The organism is Lachnoanaerobaculum sp. (genome assembly GCF_057250505.1).
Genome location: NZ_DBHIEQ010000005.1, coordinates 29,459 through 54,604, shown reverse-complemented (window position 1 = coordinate 54,604; position 25,146 = coordinate 29,459). Strand labels below are relative to the sequence as shown.

The following is a 25,146-nucleotide window of genomic DNA, read 5'->3' as shown; positions in this document are numbered from 1 at the left end:
GTACTTGAAGTAAATGCCGAGACAGACTTCGTTGCAAAGAACGAGAAGTTCAGAACCTATGTAGGTGAAGTAGCAGCACAGGCATTAAAGACAAGCACAAACACTACAGAAGAGTTCTTAAATGAGAAGTGGGAGCTTGATCCGAGCCTTACAGTAGCAGAGAAGCTTTCAAGCATGATTTCAATCATCGGCGAGAACATGACAATCAGAAGATTTGCAAAGGTTGAAGAGAACGACGGTTGTGTAGTTTCTTATATCCATGCAGGCGGAAAGATTGGTGTTTTGGTAGACGTTGTAAGTGATGTTGTGAATGATGATATCAAAGAGATGGCTAAGAATGTTGCAATGCAGGTTGCAGCACTTCATCCAAAGTATACTTCAGATAAGGAAGTTGATGCTGATTATCTTGCAAGAGAGAGAGAGATTCTCTTAGCTCAGATCAAGAACGATCCTAAGGAGGCTTCAAAGCCTGAGAAGGTTATCATGGGAATGATCGAAGGAAGAATCAAGAAGGAACTTAAAGAGATTTGTCTTCTTGATCAGCCATATGTTAAGGCTGCAGACGGTAAGCAGTCGGTAGCCGCTTATGTAGCAGAGGTTGCCAAGGCAAACAATGCTAAGGTTTCTATCAAGGGCTTTGTAAGATTTGAGACAGGTGAAGGTCTTGAGAAGAAGAGCGAGAACTTTGCAGAGGAAGTTGCAAAGCAGATGGCAGGTAACTAATTTAAATAGTATTTTTTTAACAGAGCCAAGGACGTTAAGGTCTTGGCTCTAGTTTTACAAAGGAGGAAAAATGGATATAACAAAAATAGTAACAGATATAATAAATAAGGCAAAGGCGGATCCGGCACTTTTAGCAAATCTTACAAGTGATCCTGAAAAGACAATTGAGAACCTTACAGGTATAGATATTCCTGACGGACAGCTTGATGCGGTTGTAAACGGTGTAAAGGCACAGATTACAAAGGTCGGAATTGCAGGTGCAATGGACAAACTTGGAGATCTTTTCAAGAAGTAATATGAAATATTTATTTGATTTGCATACGCATACCATAGCCAGCGGTCACGCCTACTCCACCTTAAAGGAAAATATGGAGGAGGCCGTGACCAAAGGCCTTTTAGCATATGGATTTTCAGATCACAGTGAAGCCGTTCCCGGTTCATGCAAAAATATATACTTTATGAACTTTAAGGTTATCCCGAGAAACTACAAAGGAGTTCTTATACTTAGAGGCGTAGAGGCCAATATAAGGGACTTTAAGGGCAATCTTGATGTCGATGAGAATGTGCTGAAAAGACTTGATTATGTTATAGCAAGTCTGCATACGATATGTATAGATCCCGGCAGTTTGGATGAAAATATGAACGCGTACTTCGGCGCGATGTCAAATCCGTATGTGAAGATAATCGGTCACCCGGATGACGGAAGATATCCTATGGATCACGACGCATTGGCAAAGGAAGCCGCAAAAAGAGGAGTTGCACTTGAACTTAACAACTCTTCATTGAATCCTAGGTCTGCAAGAGTCGGCGGCAGAGAAAATGCCGCAAAAATGCTTGCAGCCGCCAAAAAATACGGTACATATGTGGTATGTAATACCGACAGTCACTATGCGGACTATGTAGGTGACTTCAAAAATTGTGACGGTTTGTTGAAAGAATCGGATTTTCCTGAGGAACTTGTTTTAAACAACAGCATGGAAAAACTGAAACTTATTTTAAATAAAGATATCGAAGAGATGTAAAAGATATTCTTATTGAGGGAATTATGGAAAAAAGAAAAACAAGTATCACAGATATGACCTGTGGCAGCCCTCTAAAACTTATATTGGCATTTGCAATACCGATGCTTATAGGAACACTCTTCCAGCAGTTCTACAGCATGGTGGACACGGTGATGGTAGGTAAGTATTTGGGTGTTAATTCATTGGCGGCTGTGGGTTCCACAGGTGCCATATTCTTTATGGTAAACGGATTTGTTATAGGAAATACGGCAGGTTTCGCCATACCGGTGGCACAAAAATTCGGTGCAAAAGACTACAAAGAGATGAGAAAATTCACCATGAATGCGGTATATATGGGAATATTCTTTTCAGTAGTACTTACAGCTGTAGTGTGTTTGTTTACAAAGACCATACTTATAGTGACGAATACGCCTACAGAGATAATGGATGATGCATATACTTATATAATAATTGTCTTTGCGGGTATACCTGTAATGTATTTGTACAACTTGACTGCAAGTATAATCAGGGCGCTTGGAGATTCAAAGACACCGCTTTATTTCCTTGTGGTGGCTGCACTGCTGAATATAGTCCTTGACTTCGTTTCGATAAAATTTATGGGACTTGGAGTTGCGGGACCTGCCTATGCTACAGTTGTATCACAGCTTGTATCCGGAATACTCTGTGTAGTATATATGGTAAAAAAGTTTCATATACTGAAGCTTGAGCCGGGTGAAGGCGCATTGTCAATGAGACATGTAAAGGTGGTACTTTCTATGGGTATACCGATGGGATTGCAGTACTCGATTACAGCTATCGGTTCCGTAATACTTCAGGCGGCAGTGAACGGACTGGGTGCGATTACTGTGGCTGCCGTTACCGCAGGAAGTAAGATAAGCAGCTTCTGTGTGGCTGTAACAGATGCTCTAGGAGCGACTATGGCAACCTACTGCGGTCAAAACGTAGGTGCAGGTAAACTTGACAGAGTAAAGGAAGGTGTAAGAGTTGCCACAATAATAGGTATAATATACGCCGTTTTGGTATTCGTTTTTATGATATTTATAGGCGGAGAGCTGCCGAAGCTTTTCGTAGATGCAAGCAAGAGCGATGTAATAAGTCAGGCGAGATTATTCCTCTTATGGAACTCGGGATTTTACTTTGCGCTTATCTTTGTCAATGTTTGGAGAAATTCCATTCAAGGTATGGGATTTCCGATGTTTGCAATACTCTCGGGAGTATGTGAGATGTTTGCCAGAGGTATTGTAGGTTTTGCAGGAGTTAAATACTTCGGTTTTGTTGCGGCATGTATGGGCTCACCGCTTGCGTGGATTGTAGCGGATATGTTCCTTATCCCGGGATTTATGTACTGCATTAGTAGATTAAGAAAGGTGTTTGCTGAAAGAGAGCCGGTAGAAACATTAAAATATGAATAATTACAATAAAAGAATAGGTATATTGTATATACTTGGAGCCGCATTTGGATTTGCCATGATGGGGCTCTTTGTACGATTGGCAGGTGAACTGCCTACATTTGAAAAGGTATTTTCAAGAAATTTTGTGGCGGCTGTTGTAGCATTTGTTATGCTTATAAAAGGCGGTTACAAGTGGCAAAATATAGGAAGAAAAAATTGGATTTTGTTGTTGCTAAGGTCATCATGCGGCTTTGTAGGAGTTATATGTAACTTCTATGCGATTGACCATATGAATATAGCGGACGCTTCCATATTGAATAAGCTCAGCCCTTTCTTTGCGATATTGTTGAGTTTTATAATCCTACAGGAAAAACCGGTTATGATGGATATCCTCACTACGGTAGTAGCCTTTATAGGTGCAATATTTGTAGTAAAGCCGAGTGCGGACTTTGCATTTTTAGTGGCGATGATAGGAGTTCTCGGAGGATTTATGGCAGGTGTGGCTTATGCCCTTGTCAGAAAGATGGCCGGAGGCGGAGTGACGGGAATGTTTATAGTATTTTTCTTCTCGGCATTTTCAAGTATATGCTGTATACCGCTTATGGCTATAAATTTTGTCACTCCAAGTACTGCGCAGTTTGCGATGCTTATCGGATCGGGTTTTTCGGCAATGATCGGTCAGATTTGTATTACAAAAGCTTATACATATGCTCCTGCAAAGGAGATTTCAGTATATGACTATACGCAGGTTATATATTCGGCATTGCTCGGATTTATATTTGTAGGTCAGGTACCTGATGTAATGAGCTTATTAGGTTATATAATAATTATATCCATGGCGGTAGTGAAATGGGTATACAACAATAAGAAAGTCCCTGATTAAGGGGATTTTTTATTGCACCAATATAATTCTAAAAATAAAACATATCTCAAAATATTTTTGTGGCAATACTTGTACATATATAGTATAGTAGGCTTATATGAAAGAATAAAAATATGTTAAATTAAATATATTATTCTGATAAAATAGATATAATTAGTTAGAAATATTTAATTTAGAAGGGGGATTATGGAGAATTTTTTGGATTTGAAGAAATTAAATACTTTTGTAAAGATAGCGGAGTCGGGAAGCTTTTATAAAGCATCTATGATACTTGGATATTCGCCTGCAGCCGTATCAATACAGATACAGCAATTGGAGTTCGACCTTGGAACAAGGTTGTTTGACAGACTTGGAAAGCAGGTACATCTGACAGATTACGGTAAGCAATTTTACCCTTATGCCGAAAAGATACTTATGCTCAATGAAGAGGCGAAGGAGTCGCTTATAATGTCTGAGGACCCTATAAGCGGAGAGCTTAGAATAGGTACGGTTGATTCCATATGTGATACATTGTTTCCGCAGATACTTGCAGAATACCACGAAAAAAATCCCGGTGTTATACTGGAAATTAAAGTGTCCACACCGGCTGAATTGTTCGATGCACTGAAGCACAACAGTATTGATATAATGCTGTTTTTGGATAAGCCGTATGTTGCAAAAGATTTTGTGGAAGATATTCAGGTGGATACCGATGTGGTATTTTGTGCATCGGCTAAGCATCCTCTGGCATGTAAAAAGTCTATAGATTTGAAGGAAGTGTTGGAATATCCTTGTATACTTACAGAGAAAAATTCAAGCTACAGATATATATTGGAGAATAAACTGTCTGAACTGGGGTTGAGTATAAGCCCCGGTATAGAGTCACAGAATACAAATCTTATTATCAAGCTGCTTTGTAAAAATATGGGATATTCTGTTTTGCCGAGATTTTTGATAGAACAAAAGTTAAGAGATGATGTGCTTAAGGTGCTTCCGATAAAGGACTTCAATATCAAGGCAAAGTATCATGTGTTGCACAAAAAGGACAAGTTTGTCAACAGACAGATGGAAAGCTTTATAAATTTGTTGAAAAAACAGGCGGATGTATTACAGGTCGTTGATAAGTATCAGGATATTGCAATGAGCGTGTAAGATATCACTGAACTGACGTTCTTTATACTATACTTTTATTTTGCCTCATGCTATAATTTTTCATGTTGGCGGTTTGCCACGAGATAGGGGTTAAATAATGGAATTTAAATTACATTCAGAGTTTTTGCCTACAGGAGACCAGCCTCAGGCAATAGAGGCACTTGTAAACGGATTCAGAGAGGGAAATCAGTTTCAGACATTGCTGGGTGCCACAGGTTCGGGTAAGACCTTTACAATGGCAAATGTTATTCAGAAGTTACAAAAGCCCACACTGATAATAGCACATAACAAGACATTGGCGGCACAGCTGTACGGTGAGTTCAAGGAGTTTTTCCCTGAGAATGCGGTGGAATACTTCGTTTCTTACTACGACTATTATCAACCGGAGGCATATGTACCGTCTACAGATACATACATTGAGAAAGATTCGGCAATAAATGATGAGATAGATAAGCTGAGACACTCCGCAACCGCATCACTTTCAGAGAGAAAGGATGTTATTATAGTTGCTTCGGTCTCATGTATATACGGACTTGGAAGCCCTATAGATTATCAGGAGATGGTGGTATCTTTAAGGCCGGGAATGGAAAGAGACAGAGATGATGTCATCAGGAAGCTTATTGATATGCAGTATGACAGAAATGATATGGATTTTCACCGCGGTACTTTTCGTGTGAGAGGAGATGTACTTGAAGTATTTCCGGCCGCATCCACATCTACAGCATTAAGATTTGAATTTTTCGGTGATGAAGTGGACAAAATACTTGAGATAGATACGCTTACGGGAAATATTATAGCGGAACTTGCGCATGCCGTGATATTCCCGGCATCACACTATGTGGTGGCACCGGAGAAGATGAAAGTGGCTACTGAAAACATACTGAAAGAGTGTGAAGAGAGAGTAAGTTTCTTCAAATCTGAGGATAAGCTTATAGAGGCTCAGAGGATTGATGAGAGAACGCATTTTGATGTGGAAATGATGAGAGAGACGGGCTTTTGTTCGGGAATAGAAAACTATTCAAGACATCTCACAGGTTCTGCACCGGGAGAACCGCCATACACACTTATAGACTACTTTAAGGACGATTTTCTTATCATTGTAGATGAGTCACATATCACAATACCGCAGGTCAGAGGAATGTATGCAGGAGACAGGTCAAGAAAGACGACCTTGGTCAACTACGGCTTCAGACTGCCTTCGGCACTTGATAACAGACCTTTGGAGTTTTCGGAGTTTGAATCAAAGATAGATCAGATGCTTTTTGTTTCCGCGACACCGAGCGTATATGAAAAAGAGCATGAGATGCTTAGAACAGAGCAGATTATAAGACCTACCGGTTTGTTGGACCCGCCTATAAGTGTCAGACCTGTAGAAGGTCAGATAGATGATCTGATAGGTGAGGTGAATAAAGAAATTGAAAAAAAGAACAAAATTCTTATCACTACACTTACAAAAAGAATGGCGGAAGACCTTACCGAATATATGAAGGAAGTGGGTATAAGAGTTAGATATCTTCACTCGGATATCGATACTTTGGAGAGAGCCGAGATTATCAGGGATATGAGACTTGACAAGTTCGATGTTCTGGTAGGTATCAACCTTTTGAGAGAGGGACTTGATATACCTGAGATTACTTTGGTTGCGATACTTGATGCGGATAAGGAGGGATTTTTAAGAAGTGAGACTTCACTGATACAGACTATAGGAAGAGCGGCAAGAAACGCCGACGGACATGTGATAATGTATGCCGACAATATGACCGATTCAATGAAGGCGGCTATTGACGAGACCTACAGAAGAAGAGGTATACAGGAAGCTTATAATAAGGAACACGGTATCACTCCGACTACCATAAAGAAGGCGGTCAGAGATCTTATAGCAATATCAAAGGCGGCAGACAGTGTTTCGTCTATTGATAAGGATGTTGAGTCTATGGACAAGACGGAGATACAAAAACTTATAAAAGAGCTTGAGAAAAAGATGTTTAAGGCTGCGGCGGAGCTTGATTTTGAAAATGCGGCACTTTTGCGTGACAAAGTAAGTGAACTTCGTGCAAGTCTGTAAATAAAGCCGGAAAGTTTTTGAGAAACTTCAGGCTTTAATATAAAATATAACGGAGAATAAAAGTGGCAGAAAAAAATGTGTCAAAGAGTCTCGAAAGAGTGGTGGCGGAGACAGCTATGCTTGCAGGTGAGACCATGCTTATAGCGGGAGCGGAGATAAGCAGAGTGGAAGATACTATGAACAGAATACTTGATTATTCAAAGTGTGAATCACATACCGCTTTTGTTTTGGCTACAGGTATCACATTAACTCTTGACAGTGACGAGGGACTTATCACCATGTCAAAGAGAGTACCTGACAGGACTACAAATATAAACAGAATATATCTTATCAACAATGTATCAAGAGCATTAAGTGCGGGTAAAATTGATATATATGAGGCGTATTCAGAAATAAAAAAGATAAAGGATGTAAGACAGTTTACAGGTATTTTATACGGTCTTTCCTTTGTCGGAGTGGCACTGTTTTTTACAATGATGCTTGGAGGAGATTTTACCGACTGTATGGTGGCAGGTATAGCGGGACTTGCGATGGCTGTAACACAGTGGGTACTTACACCCTTCGGCTTCAATTCATTTTTCTTAAATATGATTTCCACACTCAGTATGGCTCTTACTGCGGTAGGCTTTAAGAAGTTTTTTCTGCCCGGTATAAATATTGATCTTGTGATTATAGGCGGAATCATGCCGATAGTTCCCGGCGTTGTATTCACCACGGCTATGAGAGATACATTGAACGGAGATTATACGGCAGGAGTCAGCAGAATGCTTGAAACCGGAGTGGTGGCTTTTGCAGTGGCGGTAGGTGTGGCACTGGCATATGTTATTTTGTGAGGAGTGTATGATATTTAAAATAATAGGTGCATTTATTGCGGTGGTGGCCTTTTGCATTATGATAGAGCTGCCGAAAAAATATATGGTACAGGCAGGGCTTACCGGAATGATAGGTTGGGGAGTGTATCTGCTGGTGGATATAATAGGACATAGGGTAGAGATAGATGCACTCATATCTGCACTTTGTATAGCTACCATGTCGCATATACTTGCCAGAGTCTTGAAGGCGCCGGTAAGCAACTTTTTGATACCGGGTATACTTCCTATAGTTCCGGGAGGTTCAATATACAGATGTGCATATGCATTTATAAATGAGTCTTCATATCTCAGTACATATATGAATGAGACATTGAAGATTGCAGGCTCAATAGCACTTGCGATATTCTTTGTAGACTCCGTATTCAAACTACATATGCCGAAGAGAAAATAAAAGGCTCCAAGGGCTTACTTTGGAGCTTTTTGCGTGCCTGAAAGCCTAATACATAAAAATGTATAAATATAAATATGCATAAATACCGCATAAAATGTGTCTGTGAATAAAAGACACGAGGCTCCAAACAGTGTTCTTCTCAGACGGACACACATAAAACAGCTGTTTTACAAGGTGTTTTTCTACCGAAGACAGTATAGAAATCACGGTAAAAATCTTGGTGTGACAGCAATTTTATCATAAAAAACAGCAAGATTGCAATTGACTTTTTATAGCCGTAAACTTAATGTAGTAGGTAGATAGAGGGGATTTACACTTCAATCCCTGATACTTTTTTAATAAGAATAATGATCTTTACGGAGGTTGAGTATGTATTATATCGGTGTTGATTTGGGGACTTCGGCCCTTAAACTTGTGATGATGAAGGGCAACGGAGAACTTGTAAAAACCGTATCAAAGGAATATCCGCTTTACTTTCCACGTTCAGGGTGGAGTGAACAAAATCCGACAGACTGGTTTTCGGCGGTAAAGGAGGGGCTTAAAGAACTTGCAGCCTGTGCGGATGAAAAGATAGCGGGTATAAGTTTCGGCGGACAGATGCACGGACTTGTGATTTTAGATAAGGATGACAATGTATTAAGGCCTGCAATACTCTGGAATGACGGCAGAAGTACTGAGGAAACCGATTATTTGAACAATGTTATAGGCAAAGAAAAGCTTTCTAAGCTTACGGCAAATATTGCATTTACCGGTTTTACCGCACCTAAGATACTTTGGGTAAAAAATAATGAGCCTGAGATTTTTGCAAAAATTGCAAAAATAATGCTTCCGAAGGATTATATCAGCTATATGCTCAGTGGAAACTTCTCTACAGATTATTCAGATGCTTCAGGTATGTTGCTTTTGGATGTCAAGAACAAGAAATGGTCAAAGGAAATGATTGATATATGCTCTATTTCCGAGGATATGTTGCCGAAGCTTTGTGAAAGCTATGAGGCGGTAGGAGATATAAAGTCTGAGCTTGCAAAAGAACTTGGACTTAATGAGGGCATAAAGATAGTAGCAGGAGCCGGAGACAATGCGGCGGCGGCCATAGGTACAGCTACAGTGGGTGAAGGTGCCTGCAATATTTCCCTTGGAACTTCAGGAACCGTATTTATCTCAAGTAAGAACTTCGGTGTGGACAGCTTTAATGCCCTACATTCATTTGCTCATGCGGACGGCAACTACCATCTGATGGGTTGTATGCTCAGTGCGGCGTCATGTAACAAGTGGTGGATGGAAGAAATATTAAAGACAAAGGACTTTACAAAGGAACAAAGTAATATAGACAATCTAGGTGAGAACAATGTTTTCTTTTTGCCGTATCTTATGGGAGAGCGTTCTCCTCACAACGATCCTGATGCCGCAGGTACATTTATAGGTATGAGAATGGATACAAAAAGAGAAGATATGACGCTTGCGGTATTTGAAGGTGTTACCTTTGCCCTCAGAGATTCACTTGAAGTGGCAAGAAGCCTCGGTATCAAGATAGAGAAAACCATGATCTGCGGCGGAGGTGCCAAGAGTCCGCTTTGGAAAAGGCTTGTGGCCAATATACTTAACGTAGAGGTGGATGTACCTATGAGTGAGGAAGGACCGGGATTCGGTGCGGCCATACTTGCGGCGGTAGGCTGTGGAGAATATGAAAGCGTAGAAAAGGCTGCAAAATCTATAATAAAAATTAAAGAAAAAATAAAACCTGAGACCGATCTTGTGGTAAAATATGAAGAGAAGTATCAAAAATTCAAAAAGATATATCCTGCCCTAAAGGATGTATTCAAAGAGATTAGATAAGGATGGATTTATGTTAAAGATAGGCACAAAGGCACCGGAGTTTTCACTGCCGGATGAGAACGGAACCGTTAGAAATCTTTCAGATTATGAAGGTAAGAAACTTATATTATATTTTTATCCTAAGGACAATACTCCGGGATGCAGTGCACAGGCTTGCGGCTTCGGAGAGCTGTATCCGCAGTTTACGGAAAAAGGGGTAGAGGTTGTAGGCATAAGTAAGGACAGTGTGGCATCACATAAGAAATTCAAAGATAAGTACTCATTACCTTTTACACTGCTTTCAAACCCTGAGCTGGATGTTATACAGGCTTATGATGTATGGCATGAGAAAAAGCTGTACGGAAAGACTTCCATGGGAGTTGTAAGGACTACATACCTGATAGATGAAAAGGGATTTATTATAGAGGCCATGGAGAAAGTTAAGGCTGCCAAAAATCCGAGCGATATGCTGGAGAGCTTGGGATGAAAATAATAGTATCACCTGCCAAGACAATGGTAGAAAACAGTGACAGCTATATCGGCAGCAGTATACCTACATATATTGATTACAGTCTGATTCTTTTGGATGAGATAAGAAAAAAGTCTTATGAAGAGATGAAAGAGATTTGGAAATGTAATGAAAAGATTGCAAAAGAAAATTTTGACAGATTTAAAGATATGAATTTGCAGGGGAGTCTTACCCCTGCAATATTTTCATATCAGGGTATACAGTATCAATATATGGCTGTAAATGTGATGGAAATTCCTTCAATTGAATATATAAGAGAGAATTTATATATACTTTCAGGCTTTTTCGGTATACTTAAGGCATTTGACGGTGTGAGTCCTTATAGACTTGAGATGCAGGCAAAGATGGAGATCGGAAAGCACAAAAATCTTTATGAGTTTTGGGGCGATAAGATTTATAAAAGTTTGTTTCAAAATAATGAAGCGGTGATAAATCTGGCTTCAAAGGAGTATTCAAAGACTGTAGAGAAGTATCTTTCAAAACATGATAAATTTATCACCTGTATATTTGCCGAAAAAAGAAACGGCAAAACGGTGCAAAAGGCGACTCTTGCAAAGATGGCAAGAGGTGAGATGGTAAATTTTATTGCCGGTAAAAATATTCAAAATGAGGAAGATATAAAAAAATTTGACAGACTCGGATTCGCTTTTGACAGTGAGTTGTCGGATGCAAACAAGTATGTATTTATATTGGAGCAGCGGTAAAAGTATGTATATTTCAAAACCTTACAAGGGCAGACCTGCTGATATGGAAAACAGGCAGGAAAAAGAAAAAAGATGCTATGATTTCTTGGACGGCATCGGTGTGGAGTACGAAGTGGTCGACCATGACGAGGCCTCGGATATGGAAAAATGTAAAGAGATAGAAGGCGCACTCGGCGTAAAGATTTGCAAGAATATAGTACTTTGTAACAGGCAGGAGACAAAGTTTTTTCTCTTTATGATGCCGGGCGATAAAAAATATGTGACAAAGGATGTTTCAAAGAAACTTGAAATGTCCAGGCTTTCATTTGCAAAGGAGAACTATCTGAAGGAGTTTTTGGATGTAACTCCAGGGTCTGTAAGTGTACTCGGACTGATGAATGATAAGGACGATGTTGTCAAGCTTGTTATAGACAGAGATGTTGTAAAAGCCGATTTTATCAGATGTCATCCCTGTGTAAATACATCTACATTGAAGATAGCGACTGACGACTTTTTGAATAAAGTGGTACCGGCACTGAACAAAGAAGCCAAGATAATAGATAATGAATAAGAAAGAGACATTTGTTGCAATTGATTTAAAATCCTTCTATGCCTCTGTGGAATGCAGAGAAAGAAATCTTGATCCTATGGATGTGAATCTGGTGGTTGCAGATGAGAGCAGGACGGCAAAGACGATATGTCTGGCTGTAAGCCCCGCACTGAAAAGTTTCGGAGTGCCCGGCAGACCGAGGCTTTTTGAAGTGTTGAAAAGGCTTCAGGAGATAAACCACAGAAAACAAAAGCTTGTAGGAAAACTTGAAGGCAAGTCCTCATCTTTGACGGAGCTTAGGAAAAATCCGAAACTTGAAGCCGATGTGGTGGTGGCAATCCCAAGGATGAAAAAGTATATGGAATACAGTGCAAAGATACTGAGCTTATACTTAAAGTATGTTTCTCCTGAGGATATATATGTCTACTCGGTGGATGAGGTATTTATAGACCTTGGCGGATATATTTCAGATAATGCCGTAGAGTTTGTGGAAATGATGGTTAAGGATGTCTTTGATACCACAGGAATCATTGCAAGTGCAGGCATCGGTGAAAATATGTATCTTGCAAAGGTGGCGATGGACATTGTGGCAAAAAAGGCTAAGGCGAATGAGCATGGAGCAAGGATTGGAGAACTCAGTATAAGTTCATATCGAGAGCAACTTTGGAGCCATACTCCTATCACAGATTTTTGGAGAGTAGGAAGAGGGTACGCAAAAACTTTGGCTAAGTACGGTATATATACCATGGGAGATATAGCAAGAGAGAGTCTGAAACAAAACAAAGGGAATGAGGGAATGGATCTTTTGTACAGGCTGTTCGGTAAGAATGCAAGCTTTCTGATAGAGCATGCCTGGGGAATTGACAGTACACAGATAAGGGATGTGAAGTCATACACTCCTGAGAAAAAGAGTATCAGTGAGGGACAGGTTTTACTTAGACCGTACAGTTATGATGAGATGAGAACTATTGTGATAGAGATGGCGGAGAGACTTTCATTCTCATTGCTTGAAAAGGATATTTTGACAAAGCAGATTACTCTAAGTCTGGGATATGATATAGAGAGCCTTTCAGACCCTGATATAGCAAAGAAGTACACCGACAATATTACCAAAGACTTTTATGGAAGAAGTATACCTGAGGGAGCTCATGGCGTGATAAATCTTTTATCATATACCGATTCAACAAAAGAGATATGTAAGAAAAGTGAAGAACTTTTTGAGAGACTTGCAAATCCGATACTTTTGTTTAGAAGACTGACTATAGCGGCAAGTGAGATAAGCAATAAAAACAGTGCGGGCTGCATCGGAAATCTTTTGGAAGCAAGCAGCATTTCTGAAGAAAAAGAGAACAGCAGAATGAAAGCCGTACTTAAAGTAAAAAGAAGGTTCGGAAACAATGCAATATTTAAAGGATTGAATCTAAAGGATGAAGGCACTGCACTTGATAGAAACAGGCAGATAGGCGGGCATAAGGAATAAAGTAGAGATACATTAAACCTGATTTCCGTCGTTTCTATCAAAACCGGGTACTCCGGGTGTACAAGACCATAGAAAATTTATACAGCCCACGCATTTATGTTACTGATAAGTTTAAGAATTACTTTGTCAGAACATAATTGCGTGGACTTTTCTTATTACTCTTTTATAAATATAGTAAACAAATAAAATTTTGCACTATGAAGTTTAGTACAATAAAATATATAAATATATATAAAATATTACAAAATACCGAGGTGATTATTTAATTATATCGTTATAAGATATTAAGAATAGATAAAATAATAAAAAAGGACAGAAGCATACTGTTTACATTGTTGGAATTATACAAAATAAGTAATATAATATAATTGTTTACAAAATAAAACACAATTAGGACTCTTCTATGGCAGCGCTGTTTAAGTCATTACAGCCTTCATTCAATCAAATGAATAAGTTGATACCGGGCATAGCAAAGCATTGTGATGACGTGACAGATGTAGCTTGGGCATTAGATGAAGAGATTGTAAGCAAATTTAAGTAGAAGTTAGTTTTGTAACCAATGTATTTATGTTATCGATAAGTTATTATTTAGTTTATTAAGATATATGAATACATGGGTATTTTTGAATTTAAAGGTATAAAATGCAGAATAGAAGACTTAGTAAGAATGAACAAGGAATAATAGGTATTATTGCAGTAATAGCTTTTGTGGTTGGACTTGTATTCCTTAGGGATATGCTGGTAAAAAGGGGAGTGAGCATTTTGATGTTAACAAGAGAAGATTACATGAATGCAGTAGAATACTATATGCAGAAAAAATATGGAGAGAAGTTTGAAGGTGAGTATATAGTCGAGGGCAGTATATACGTTCACCCAAAGGAAAATCCTCAGTGGCATGCAGTAGTAGAAGTTTATAGTGAAAATGGATTAACTTACTTTAGTGATAATTATGTAGGATACCTAAAGAAAGAAGAACTTGAGAAGTATATATATGAGCTGGTAAAACCTATATATGGAGAGTGTAAAGTTTACACACATCCATATGGTTTTGCACTTAATGACAGCTTTAATAAAGATACAGATATAATGACGTATGTAAGTAATAGTGACTATACTACTTGTATATTTACAGATAAAAAGACTGAAAATATAGAAGAAGATTTTAGAAAGGCATGTGAAATATTTGTAGAAAAAGATTTGCAGACTAATAGGTTGCTAGTAACATATATAACAAAAGAGGATATGGATAAATTTGAAGAAAAATTGATATCTTACACATTTAATGGCCTTAAGTTTTACTATAGAATTTCAAGCTTTTATGATAAGGCATATAAAACAGGTTTTGATGATGAGATAGATATATTGGAAGGTGACAAGGGATATGGCAAGTGATAGGCCTACAGATAAAGACTTTCAGTAAAAAACAAATGCCGGAAAATGGTAAGTATATTATAGATGGGATTAAAGGAACAGTGGATATTACATCGGAGGGGTGAATTTATGCTAAGGAAATATAGGTAAAATATTAAAAAATATAGAAGTATAATGTAGATACTATTGAAATTGCATAAAACAAGTAATATAATATAATTGTTCTAAAAAAAACACAAGGAGGACACTTCTATGGCAGGACAGATTAGGATTACACCGGAACAAATGCATGCAAGAGCAGGCGAGTTTAGAAATGCGGAGTCGGAGTACTCAAGAGTAATTAGCACTATGAGAAATCTGATAAACACATTGCAGGGTGAATGGGAAGGTGCAGCAAGCGAGAGCTTCGCAGCACAGTTTGAGTCATTACAGCCTTCATTCAATCAAATGGATCAGTTGATACTGGACATAGCAAAGCAGTGTGATGACGTGGCAGATGCAACTCAGGCATTAGATGAAGAGATTGCAAGCAAGTTTAAGTAGAAGTTAGTTTTGTAGCCCATGTATTTATGTTATCGATAAGTTATTATTTAGTTTATTAAGATATATGAATACATGGGTATTTTTGAATTTAAAGGTATAAAATGCAGAATAGAAGACTTAGTAAGAATGAACAAGGAATAATAGGTATTATTGCAGTAATAGCTTTTGTGGTTGGACTTGTATTCCTTAGGGATATGCTGGTAAAAAGAGGAGTGAGTATTGCTATGTTAACAGAGTTAGATTATATAAATGCAGCGGAGTATTACATGCAGAAAAAATACGGAGAGAAGTTTGAAGGAGAGTATGTATATGAAGATAGCGTGTATGTACATCCAAAGTCAAAACCGGAGTGGCATGTGGTAGTGGACTTTGAGAGTGAGGGAGGTATGACATCCTTTCATGATAATTATGTAGGATACCTAAAGAAAGAAGAGCTTGAGAAGTATATATATGAGCTGGTAAAACCGATATATGGGGATTGTAAGGTGTATACACAGCCATATGATTTTTCCCTTGATGATAGCTTCAATAGAGATACAGATATAATGACATATGTAAATAGAGGAAACTATATTACATGTATATTTACATATAAAAAGGCTGAAAATATAGAAAAAGACTTTAGAAAAGTATGCGATATTTTTTTAGATAAAAATTTACAAACAAATAGATTACTGGTTACATATTTTACAAAGGAAGACTTTGATAAATTTGAAGAGTACAGAATGGATTATATATTTAACCAACAAAAATATTATTATAGAATTTCAAGTTTTTATAGTAAAGTAGACAAAGTTGGATTTGATGAAATAAAGATATTAGAAGGGGATGAAAAATATGGCAAATAATATGCCAACTGATAAAGAATTGCAGGAAAAAGCGTTATATGATATTGTACAATATCTACCACTGGATGAAATGAAATTAAAGAATTATGATGAAATAAATGAAATAGTTATGTATGCTAAAGACTTGGAAAAAGAATTGGGGGGAATTAAAGGAAAACTAAGCAAAGAAGATAAGTCTAGAAAGAAAGCTATAGAAGAAAATCTCCCGGCAATAGAGGCAATCCTAAAAGACAGACCGGAACTTGGAAAAGCTAAAATATCAAATATGAGTTGGCAGGATAATAATGATGATGGTAATAAGGACCATAATCCAAAAGGAATGCAAGCTTGCACATTTGAAAGAGATGACCAGATTTATATATCATTTAGAGGAACACCTGCCAGGTCACGGATTGATAATGCAAAAGCGTTTGTGGAGGATCTTGAGAAAAGTGAAGTTTTTTTCAATATCGTTAAACTTATGACAGGTAAAACAAGACTTGTACCTGTAGCGACATGGGATAGAGTGAAGGAAATTATCGGTAGGGACAAAGTTATGCCATGGGACGCTCTAAGATTAGGAGTGGAAAGGGAAATATCATCTTTACTTACAAAAGAGGAGAATGTATCAAAAGATAAAATAAATGGAATATTTGATTCTGAGTTAAAAAGATACACATCCCCAATGCAGGAAGAAGCATTGGATTATATGGAGACGTTAAAAAAGAGTGGAGTTTTTGAAAAATATGACAATGTTTATGTAACAGGGCACTCAAAAGGGGGTAATGAGGCTACACTTGTGACAATGGTATATTCGGATGTGATAGACAGATGTATAAGCGGAGACGGTCAAGGCTTTTCACCCGAGTTTGTAGAATATATGAAAAAGACTCTTGGACCGGAGAGATTTGCTGAGATTCAGGATAAGATGTATGGATTTCATGCCAATAATGATTATGTAAATGTTTTGGGAGTATCTGTCATAAAAGATGAAAACAAAATATATTTTATACCGGAGATAAAACTTGAAAGCATTATAGACTTATTGTGGAACCATCTGCCTACTGCAATGATAAATGTAAAAACCGGAAAGATAGCACAGGTATATGAGCAAGGTGCATTGGGAAAGTTCGTAGCAAAAGTAAGTGAAAAACTTATGAAGATAAATCAAAAAGATAGAGAAGATGTAGCTATTACCGGAATGTGTCTTCTACAATATGTATATGTACATGAATGGGTTACCTCAGTTAATCCGGATAAAATCAAAAGAAATTTGGAAGTAGCATCAGATATGATTGATGTGGCTGCAAGTTTTACAAATGGAATAGTAATACTGGGTAAATTGACAGTAGAAACTTTATATCAAGAAGAAGGAAAAGAACTTGTACATTATATAATGGAGACATTCGGTGGAAAAAGTGAAGTTACAAAAATCTTATTGGCAATATATGATGCACGGTACTTTGTAGAAGAAAATAAAAATAATATTCAAAAGACTATAATGTATATTATGGAGTATATAAAAAATGACTGGGATGAGTTTAATAGGTCGTTGGATAAGTATAACGAGCAAGATATAGTAAGAGACGAAGATTTAGAGAATTTAAAGAAGTATGAATCCTACGGCACCTCCGACCTTGGAACAGTAGCAATAAACTATTTCAAAACAAAAGAACTTGTGAATATACTTGATGAAATGAATGACTTGGTTGAGGGTAGGATACTGCCTGAAATGGAAGATATTGCAGACAGTTTGAGGAGATTGAGTTTTTGGAGAGTAAGTGTTAGAGAATGGACGGATATAAAGGACTCTATAGAAAAGAACAATAAAACAAGAAAAATATTCAAAGAAAGAGTCATAAACTACTACAATTCGTGCGAGATTATGGAGGCTAAGTTTGTAGCCGGTATGTATGGAGGAAAGTGATATGGCATGCAGATGTGATGATATAACTGATAATATTTGATAGAATGATAATTTTAGGAGGGCATATGAACAAAATTTTAAAGTCGACAAAGCTGATAGTGGTAGCTTTAAGTATATGTATGCTGTGTAGCGGTGTTATTCTAGGATCTATTGTAAATATAGATACTCCACAAAACAGTAATGCAAGTAATTACCACTATAAAAGTGAAACAGATAAGTCATATAAAGTGGTGTCTACTAAAGATATAGCGGTAGTGAACTTGGATGACGGAGTAAAGGTAAAAGGAAAGAAAGCATACTATGCCGGGAAGATAATAACACTTCCGAATGAACATTTTAACATGACAGGATTGGATGATGCCAGAAACGGATTAAAATCAGGAAAGTATGGTGCATACATAGTAATACCTGCCACATTTTCAAAGGCGGTGGAGAGTATAAACAATGATCCACAAAAAGCCACAATAAAATACACGGTCAATGCGGATAATAATGACGCATCACTTGCAAGTATTGTAAATGATATAAATTCATTTGCATCTGTTGTAAGTGAAAATATAACATTTATATATGTGAGTGCAATATTGGAAGAGTATCACAGAGCTCAGGACAATACAAAGGTAATACTAAAAAATGACAGTATAGACCTTGACAATATAAACAGCATATCGCCTGAAAGTTTATTGGGCAGATATGAGAATGTTAAAGAAAATAATATAGATTTTAAGCCTACAGATATAGATTTGGATAAATATAATATAGAAAATGAAAATATAGTTGATTCGTTTTCAAGGGAACTAAGGGAAGCCAAGGAAGAAAATGAAAGAAACTTTGATAATATAAAGAGAGAAGGGGAAGAAGTAAGAACAGGTGCAGACAGGTTTGGGAGATTTTTTGAAAGCCTTACACCACTGAAGGATGCTTCGGGAAACAGTGTATATTCAAACGGATTTACAAATATTGAAAGACTTTTAAGCGGTCATAATGACAGGTTAAATTCGTCTTTTAATATGTTTGATGAGATATTTAAGAGACAGAATGAACAGACAAAGAATGTCTTGCAGGAAGAGGCGAATGTGCATCTTGCATCAGAGTCAAACGCACTACGTAATCGTGTTAATCTCGAAATAGGCGGTATCATAGAAAACAGCTACAGAAGAATATTCGAAGAGGAGTATCAATTTATACAAAGAAGCGGTATGGAGCTTATGAGGAGATATATCGAAAATGTGATAAGACACGAACTTGTTATGGATACAGAGGAGAGAGGTTATCTTCTGTCAAGGCTTGCTACAGCTTCAGATGCAATCATGCGCGAAGGTATAAATACAGCAACAATGTCAAATGCGGTAAGCAGAATGCGTGATAATATTGTGCCTACATTTAATGTAACGATGAATCCTTTTGTCGGGTCAAATACATACTTGACAGGACTGGGTACGGCAGCTGATGCGGATTTTAATACAATAAAAACGACATTAAATTTCCCGATAGAGGAACTGAATGAAGTTTTTAGGAATGATATAGAAGATGTTATAGATAACTCGGTATCAAGTCTGTCAGCAGAGGTAAATGATAAATCAGGGGAGTTTAACGAGGTGCAAAGAAGATATATGGATTTGCTGGATGACTACAATCCATATGCACATCTGAATGACAGCTATATGTCAAGAGCTGCAAATGAACTGGAGAGAAGTGCAAATATCGCATTTTCAGAGTTTAGAGATAAACAGACGGACGATGAGAAGCAGGTCTATGACATCATGAGATTAAGTGATGAGAATATCAGACTGTATGATGAAAGTATAGGTAAAGCTTACGACACTACAATGAAGAACGTAGTAGACGTGGTAAACGCACTTAGAAGTAAAAAGGAAGACACAAAGTCAAAGAACAGTGAGCTTATGAGTGATTTTTCAGATAAACTTTCATATACAAGACTTGGAAGTATAGGAAATAAAGATGCGTATGACTTTATATCAAGTCCGGTAGAGATATCACCGAATGATGACAGCAATATAGAAGTACAAAGCGACTATATGTACAATATGCCGTCAAAGAAGAAAAGCATCTTAGATAATAAATATACAAAAGGTGCTATATCTGTCGGAACGATAAGCTTTATTGTATTGATAGCACTGGTGATAAATATATTGTTTAAAAGAGAGGAAAAAGAAGATTAAGCCTAAAAGAGGTAATTTATGCAACTGGATTTGGATACTAATGTTCTTAAGGTAAGGGACCAAAGTAATAAAGCGGCCCTTACGGATCAGTATCCCGATATCAATATTTTGACCAAAGAAAGTAGGGAAAAACTTGAAAATCGGGAGCTTGATAAGAATAGAAGATATGACGAGCTTATAAATAATTTAACATTTACCGTCAATGATGAACAGTTACCTAAGGAGCTTGTACAGCGAGAGATGAGAGAACTTAATATTTTCACCTCAAAGGCAGACTATTACAATTTGACATATAAAGATGAAAAAACTATAAGTCCAATATTTTCTATAATATTTTTAATATTTATGGGAAGCATTGGGCTTCTTTTTGCATTGAATCATGGAAAGAGGAAACAGCATGCACATTGATTTTACACTACAAATAGATGATAAAAAAATAGATTTAAGTATGAACAGCAAGCAGTGCATAGGTGAGGTCACAAAAGACGTCCTTGGGATAAGAAAAGATTTACTCTCCGACTACTACCTCTCATGTATGCAACAAAGGATGATAAGTGCGTATAAAACATTGGAAGAGGAAAATATAAAAAACGGTGACAGATTAGTGGCGGTAAGGAGATGACATGATTGAAATAAAAGTAAAAAATATTGATTTAAATATTGAAAAAGAAATCAGATTTCTTTTGGCAAATGAGAATAAACATTTATTGGATTGTGAAATGGAAGAGACGGATGATGAGTGTATATTCAAGTTTGATGATGAAGGACTATATGGGTTTGAAACAGTAGACGTACTTAGTAAAGAAGAGAAGTACAGGCTTTTGGTTAATATAGCGGATATAGAGGAATTAAGTGAGGAATACTGCTTTTGCCTTTCACCTTCAAATATAGTATATGACATAAATCTTGTACCGAAAATTCTTATTAGAGACAAAAGAACTAAAGAGTCTGATTTCTATATTCAATATAAAGCACTTGTTTCAAGCGTACTCTACAATAAATATACTTTTGAACAGTATATCGGTGGAAGTGCAAAGGTTCCTGAAAAGAGTTTTATAAAAAACATAGATGATACAAAAAGTTTGAAAGAAGAACTGCTGAAAAGATATTTAAAAGAGAGAGAAACAAACATTAATACTAAGGTGCAGGTAAAGAAGTCAGAATACAAGAAATTAAAACTTTCAATACCGATTACAGCTCTTATAGCTGTGGGAATACTTGTTTATGGTATTTTTGTACAATTTGTAAGATTGCCGTATAAAGAAAAGCTGATAACAGCCTATGGAAGTTATATGAGTTCAGATTATATAAAGGTTGAAGACACTCTACAGAGTATAAAAATTGAAAAGCTTCCGAAGGATGTGAAGTATATATTGGCAAGATCATATATATTTACGGAAGGTTTGACTACCGAGCAAAGAGATAATTTACTTGAGTATACCGATATTAATATAGATACAAATATATTTGATTTTTGGATAGCACTTGGAAGATGTGAATTTGATACGGCAGAGGATATTGCAAAGAAGATAGGTAACAATGAATTTTTGTTATTCACATATATCAAGCATAGTGCATATCTAAAAGCCGACGTAACTATAACAGGAGAAGAAAAAGAGAGTGCTATAAGTGATTTGGATAAAAAGATAAAAGAGTTGAGTGAATCAATGGGGGTAAATAAGCAAGAATGAATACATTGATCCTTTATAATAATAAAAAGTGTATTGAGATTTCATATGATAAAGATGATATTGATAAAAATAAAGCTATAGAACTTGCATCTGATTATGGAATATCGGGTGGTGATATCGGATTTTTTTTGTTGAATACGAGTAAAACTGATTATAAGTATGATCAAAAAATATTAAAGATAGGTACAGATGAGTTTTGTGATATTTTAATTAAAGCCGATAAAAAGATATTGGTCGTTATTTGTGACGGAACTTTAAAAGTCATATATGGCAGTGTGTATATTAACGGAGCAATATGTGAGAATGGAGCATATGAACTTTTTGAAGGCGACAGTATTTTTATATCAGGTGTAAAAGTCGACTATTGCAAAGAGAAAATATCAATAACAGGAAATATACTGAATTCAAGTTTGAATCAGTCTTTGAATATAAATTTGTATGATAAGCTTGAAAGTGAGTATAGAAGATCGCCAAGAATATATATGGACATGCAGGCGGAGTCTGTAGAGATAAAGAGACCTCCAAACAAGCCTGCCAAAGATAAGAATGCTATATTAAAAAGGATTGCCGCACCGGCTCTAACATTAGCGATTACTGTAGGAGTAGGTATACTGTTAAAAAGAGGTATATTCATACTTATGTCGGCAGGAATGATGGTTGCTACAATAGTTGTATCTATAGTTACAGGTATACAAAGTGTTAAGGAGAGGAAAAATCAGGAAAAAGAAAGAACCGATAACTACAATAAGTATTTGTTGAATAAGCGAGGAAGTTTATACAGACTTAGAAAAAAACAGATAGAGTCGTTAAAATTTAATTATCCGGATATGAAAGCTATAGAGACACTTTGTGATAATTATTCCAACAGAATTTATGAAAGAGATTCCAATGATATAGATTTCCTCAATATATCAGTAGGTACTTCTGATATGAAGCCTTTGTTTCAAGTAAAATATGAAGAGAATATGGAAAATTCAGGTGAAGCATTGTATGAAGAAATGCTGAAACTGGGAAAAGAGTTTTCTATAATAGAAAATCTTCCATATGTTATAGATCTTAAAAAGACACACCTTGGATTGGTAGGAGAAAGAAAGTATGTATATGAGCTGCAAAAGGCAATAATAAGTCAGCTTTGCTTTTTTCACAGTTATCATGATTTGGAAATTATACTTATAACAAATGAGGACGGAGGTAAAGTCTTTTCAAATTTGTTTTGGTATCCACATCTTAGACTACATGGTGTAAATGTGAGTACACTTATATCTACAGGCAATCATGCGGAGCTTGTATTGGCAACTCTAACTACCATTTTAAAAGAGCGAAAAATGAAGTTGGAAGAAGAGAGAAAGGAACTTAGGTTTTCACCACATTTTGTATTTATATTAGATGAGCCGATATTTGTAGTGAATCACAGTATAATGGAATATTTACAAATGAGTGGTGAAAAACTCGGATTTTCTCTGGTATACAGTGCAGCCAAGCAGGAGAGTCTGCCTGATTATATAAAGACTGTTATCAAGGTGGATGGAAATGAATATGCGAAGATAGTGCTTAATCAAGGCTTCCTCATGAATAAGGATATAAAGCTGTATGATATAAAAGGTACAGATATGGAAAAACAAGCCAGAAGACTCTCAGGATTAAAGCATGTCAAAGGGGTATTCAGTCAAATACCTGACAGTATCAGTTTTTTTGAAATGTTTAGTATTAAGAGATTGGACGAACTTAATATAAGAAAAAGGTGGGAAGAAGCCTGTATTTATAAGTCCATGGCAACTCAAGTGGGTGTAAGAGCAAAAGATGATATAGTATATTTAAACCTGCATGAAAAGGCACACGGACCGCACGGACTTGTGGCCGGTACTACGGGCTCCGGAAAGTCTGAGATATTACAAACAATTATATTATCACTGTCTGTAAATTTTTCACCTGAAGATATCGGATTTTTACTGATAGATTATAAAGGTGGAGGAATGGCAAATTTGTTTAGAGATTTACCTCATTTACTGGGAACAATTACAAACCTTGACGGTAGTGAGAGCATGAGAGCTTTGGCTTCTATTAAAAGTGAACTTAGTAGAAGACAGCGAATATTCAATGAATCAGGAGTTAATAATATAAATGATTATACAAAATTGTATAAGTCAGGAAAAGTAGCTATACCATTGCCACATTTGTTGCTTATTTCAGATGAATTCGCAGAGTTGAAACATGAACAGCCTGAGTTTATGGCGGAGCTGGTTTCAACCTCCAGAATAGGTAGAAGTTTGGGTGTACACCTTATATTGGCCACACAAAAACCGTCAGGTATTGTAGATGACCAGATTTGGAGCAATTCAAAGTTTAAGCTTGCGCTGAAAGTTCAAGATGTGGCAGACAGTAAAGAAGTGATAAAGACTCCGGATGCCGCACAGATAACCAATCCCGGTCGTGCATACCTACAAGTCGGTAATAATGAGGTTTATGAGCTTTTTCAATCTGCTTTCAGCGGTGCATATTTTGATGAAGAGACGGAAGGGGAAGGATTTGACAGAAGAGTTTACAGAATAAACAGTCTGGGGCAAAGAGAACTTATAAGTGAAGATAATAATACTTCGGACAATAAGGCAAATACCACACAACTTGCGGCAGTGGTTGAATATATAAGAGATGTTTATAATGAAGGTGAATATGTATCTGTAGATAAAACATGGTTACCGTCACTACCTGAAGTTATAGTAAATAAGCATATAGATAAAGAAGTATTGAAGACTGTGGATGATAAGCTTGATATTATGGCGGAAACAGGTATTGTGGATATACCGCAAAACCAGAGTCAGATAGAATTTATCCATGATTTTTTAACAGACGGAAATATCGTTATATTCGGTTCACAAGGTGTCGGAAAGTCTGTTTTCCTAACTAATATAGCCATGACATTAGCCTTTAAAAACAGAACGGAGAGTCTGCATTATTATATCTTGGACTTTGGTAATTCAAGTCTTATACAATTAAAAGAGTTGCCACAGACGGCAGATTATATAAGTTTTGAAGATGAGGAAAAGCTGACAAAGCTTGTAAGGATTCTTG

Annotated in this window: 24 protein-coding genes; all 24 read left to right on the top strand. The window is 36.9% G+C overall.

Going from position 1 to position 25,146, the window contains the following annotated elements; translation table 11 throughout:
* Window positions 1-723, top strand: a 723-nt coding sequence (gene tsf / locus ACO6FI_RS03540; protein WP_485456133.1) for a translation elongation factor Ts, incomplete at its 5' end; no start/stop codon positions are given.
* A 70-nt stretch (window positions 724-793) separates the two neighbouring features.
* Window positions 794-1,018 (top strand): hypothetical protein, encoded by a 225-nt coding sequence (locus ACO6FI_RS03535; protein WP_009447262.1) that lies wholly within the window; start codon window positions 794-796, stop codon window positions 1,016-1,018.
* A 1-nt stretch (window position 1,019) separates the two neighbouring features.
* The gene (locus ACO6FI_RS03530; RefSeq protein WP_485456132.1) at window positions 1,020-1,745 is read left to right on the top strand and encodes a phosphatase; all 726 of its coding nucleotides are present in this window, start codon (window positions 1,020-1,022) and stop codon (window positions 1,743-1,745) included.
* A 23-nt stretch (window positions 1,746-1,768) separates the two neighbouring features.
* Complete coding sequence (locus ACO6FI_RS03525) at window positions 1,769-3,157, top strand: MATE family efflux transporter (protein WP_485456131.1); 1,389 nt, start codon at window positions 1,769-1,771, stop codon at window positions 3,155-3,157.
* Window positions 3,150-4,019: a DMT family transporter gene (locus ACO6FI_RS03520; protein ID WP_485456130.1), complete on the top strand. Its 870-nt coding sequence runs from the start codon at window positions 3,150-3,152 to the stop codon at window positions 4,017-4,019. Before ACO6FI_RS03525 ends, ACO6FI_RS03520 begins: the two co-directional genes overlap by 8 nt.
* A gap of 186 nt (window positions 4,020-4,205) precedes the next feature.
* The gene (locus ACO6FI_RS03515; protein ID WP_485456129.1) at window positions 4,206-5,150 is read left to right on the top strand and encodes a LysR family transcriptional regulator; all 945 of its coding nucleotides are present in this window, start codon (window positions 4,206-4,208) and stop codon (window positions 5,148-5,150) included.
* 97 nt (window positions 5,151-5,247) lie between these two features.
* Window positions 5,248-7,215, top strand: a complete 1,968-nt coding sequence (gene uvrB, locus ACO6FI_RS03510) for an excinuclease ABC subunit UvrB (RefSeq protein WP_485456128.1) — start codon at window positions 5,248-5,250, stop codon at window positions 7,213-7,215.
* Between the two features lie 62 nt (window positions 7,216-7,277).
* Complete coding sequence (locus ACO6FI_RS03505; RefSeq protein WP_485456127.1) at window positions 7,278-8,048, top strand: threonine/serine exporter family protein; 771 nt, start codon at window positions 7,278-7,280, stop codon at window positions 8,046-8,048.
* Between the two features lie 7 nt (window positions 8,049-8,055).
* Window positions 8,056-8,478 carry a threonine/serine exporter family protein gene (locus ACO6FI_RS03500; protein WP_009447274.1) on the top strand — a complete coding sequence of 141 codons (423 nt, stop codon included), beginning with the start codon at window positions 8,056-8,058 and terminating at the stop codon, window positions 8,476-8,478.
* Between the two features lie 369 nt (window positions 8,479-8,847).
* Entirely contained in the window at window positions 8,848-10,314 is a 1,467-nt protein-coding gene (xylB, locus tag ACO6FI_RS03495) for a xylulokinase (RefSeq protein ID WP_485456126.1), read from the top strand.
* A gap of 10 nt (window positions 10,315-10,324) precedes the next feature.
* Window positions 10,325-10,780 carry a thioredoxin-dependent thiol peroxidase gene (bcp, locus tag ACO6FI_RS03490; RefSeq protein WP_485456125.1) on the top strand — a complete coding sequence of 152 codons (456 nt, stop codon included), beginning with the start codon at window positions 10,325-10,327 and terminating at the stop codon, window positions 10,778-10,780.
* Window positions 10,777-11,526 (top strand): peroxide stress protein YaaA, encoded by a 750-nt coding sequence (yaaA, locus tag ACO6FI_RS03485; RefSeq protein ID WP_485456124.1) that lies wholly within the window; start codon window positions 10,777-10,779, stop codon window positions 11,524-11,526. The genes bcp and yaaA overlap by 4 nt, the downstream gene beginning before the upstream one ends.
* 4 nt (window positions 11,527-11,530) lie before the next feature.
* Entirely contained in the window at window positions 11,531-12,076 is a 546-nt protein-coding gene (locus tag ACO6FI_RS03480; RefSeq protein ID WP_485456186.1) for a prolyl-tRNA synthetase associated domain-containing protein, read from the top strand.
* Window positions 12,069-13,535, top strand: coding sequence for a Y-family DNA polymerase (locus tag ACO6FI_RS03475; RefSeq protein ID WP_485456123.1), 1,467 nt, complete (start codon window positions 12,069-12,071; stop codon window positions 13,533-13,535). The genes ACO6FI_RS03480 and ACO6FI_RS03475 overlap by 8 nt, the downstream gene beginning before the upstream one ends.
* Before the next feature lie 403 nt (window positions 13,536-13,938).
* Window positions 13,939-14,076, top strand: a complete 138-nt coding sequence (locus ACO6FI_RS03470) for a hypothetical protein (RefSeq protein WP_485456122.1) — start codon at window positions 13,939-13,941, stop codon at window positions 14,074-14,076.
* A 101-nt stretch (window positions 14,077-14,177) separates the two neighbouring features.
* Window positions 14,178-14,927: a hypothetical protein gene (locus tag ACO6FI_RS03465; protein ID WP_485456121.1), complete on the top strand. Its 750-nt coding sequence runs from the start codon at window positions 14,178-14,180 to the stop codon at window positions 14,925-14,927.
* A gap of 231 nt (window positions 14,928-15,158) precedes the next feature.
* Window positions 15,159-15,449, top strand: coding sequence for a WXG100 family type VII secretion target (locus ACO6FI_RS03460; RefSeq protein WP_007595772.1), 291 nt, complete (start codon window positions 15,159-15,161; stop codon window positions 15,447-15,449).
* A 101-nt stretch (window positions 15,450-15,550) separates the two neighbouring features.
* On the top strand, window positions 15,551-16,297 hold the full coding sequence (locus tag ACO6FI_RS03455) for a hypothetical protein (RefSeq protein ID WP_485456120.1): 747 nt from the start codon (window positions 15,551-15,553) through the stop codon (window positions 16,295-16,297).
* Entirely contained in the window at window positions 16,287-18,203 is a 1,917-nt protein-coding gene (locus ACO6FI_RS03450) for an Mbeg1-like protein (RefSeq protein WP_485456119.1), read from the top strand. The genes ACO6FI_RS03455 and ACO6FI_RS03450 overlap by 11 nt, the downstream gene beginning before the upstream one ends.
* A gap of 65 nt (window positions 18,204-18,268) precedes the next feature.
* Window positions 18,269-20,386: a YhgE/Pip domain-containing protein gene (locus ACO6FI_RS03445; RefSeq protein ID WP_485456118.1), complete on the top strand. Its 2,118-nt coding sequence runs from the start codon at window positions 18,269-18,271 to the stop codon at window positions 20,384-20,386.
* 18 nt (window positions 20,387-20,404) lie between these two features.
* Window positions 20,405-20,794, top strand: a complete 390-nt coding sequence (locus ACO6FI_RS03440) for a hypothetical protein (protein ID WP_274970043.1) — start codon at window positions 20,405-20,407, stop codon at window positions 20,792-20,794.
* Entirely contained in the window at window positions 20,784-21,008 is a 225-nt protein-coding gene (locus ACO6FI_RS03435) for a hypothetical protein (protein ID WP_009445978.1), read from the top strand. The genes ACO6FI_RS03440 and ACO6FI_RS03435 overlap by 11 nt, the downstream gene beginning before the upstream one ends.
* Before the next feature lies 1 nt (window position 21,009).
* Window positions 21,010-22,077: a type VII secretion protein EssB/YukC gene (locus ACO6FI_RS03430; protein ID WP_485456117.1), complete on the top strand. Its 1,068-nt coding sequence runs from the start codon at window positions 21,010-21,012 to the stop codon at window positions 22,075-22,077.
* On the top strand, window positions 22,074-25,146 hold a 3,073-nt coding region (gene essC / locus ACO6FI_RS03425), incomplete at its 3' end, for a type VII secretion protein EssC (protein WP_485456116.1). The genes ACO6FI_RS03430 and essC, both read left to right, overlap by 4 nt.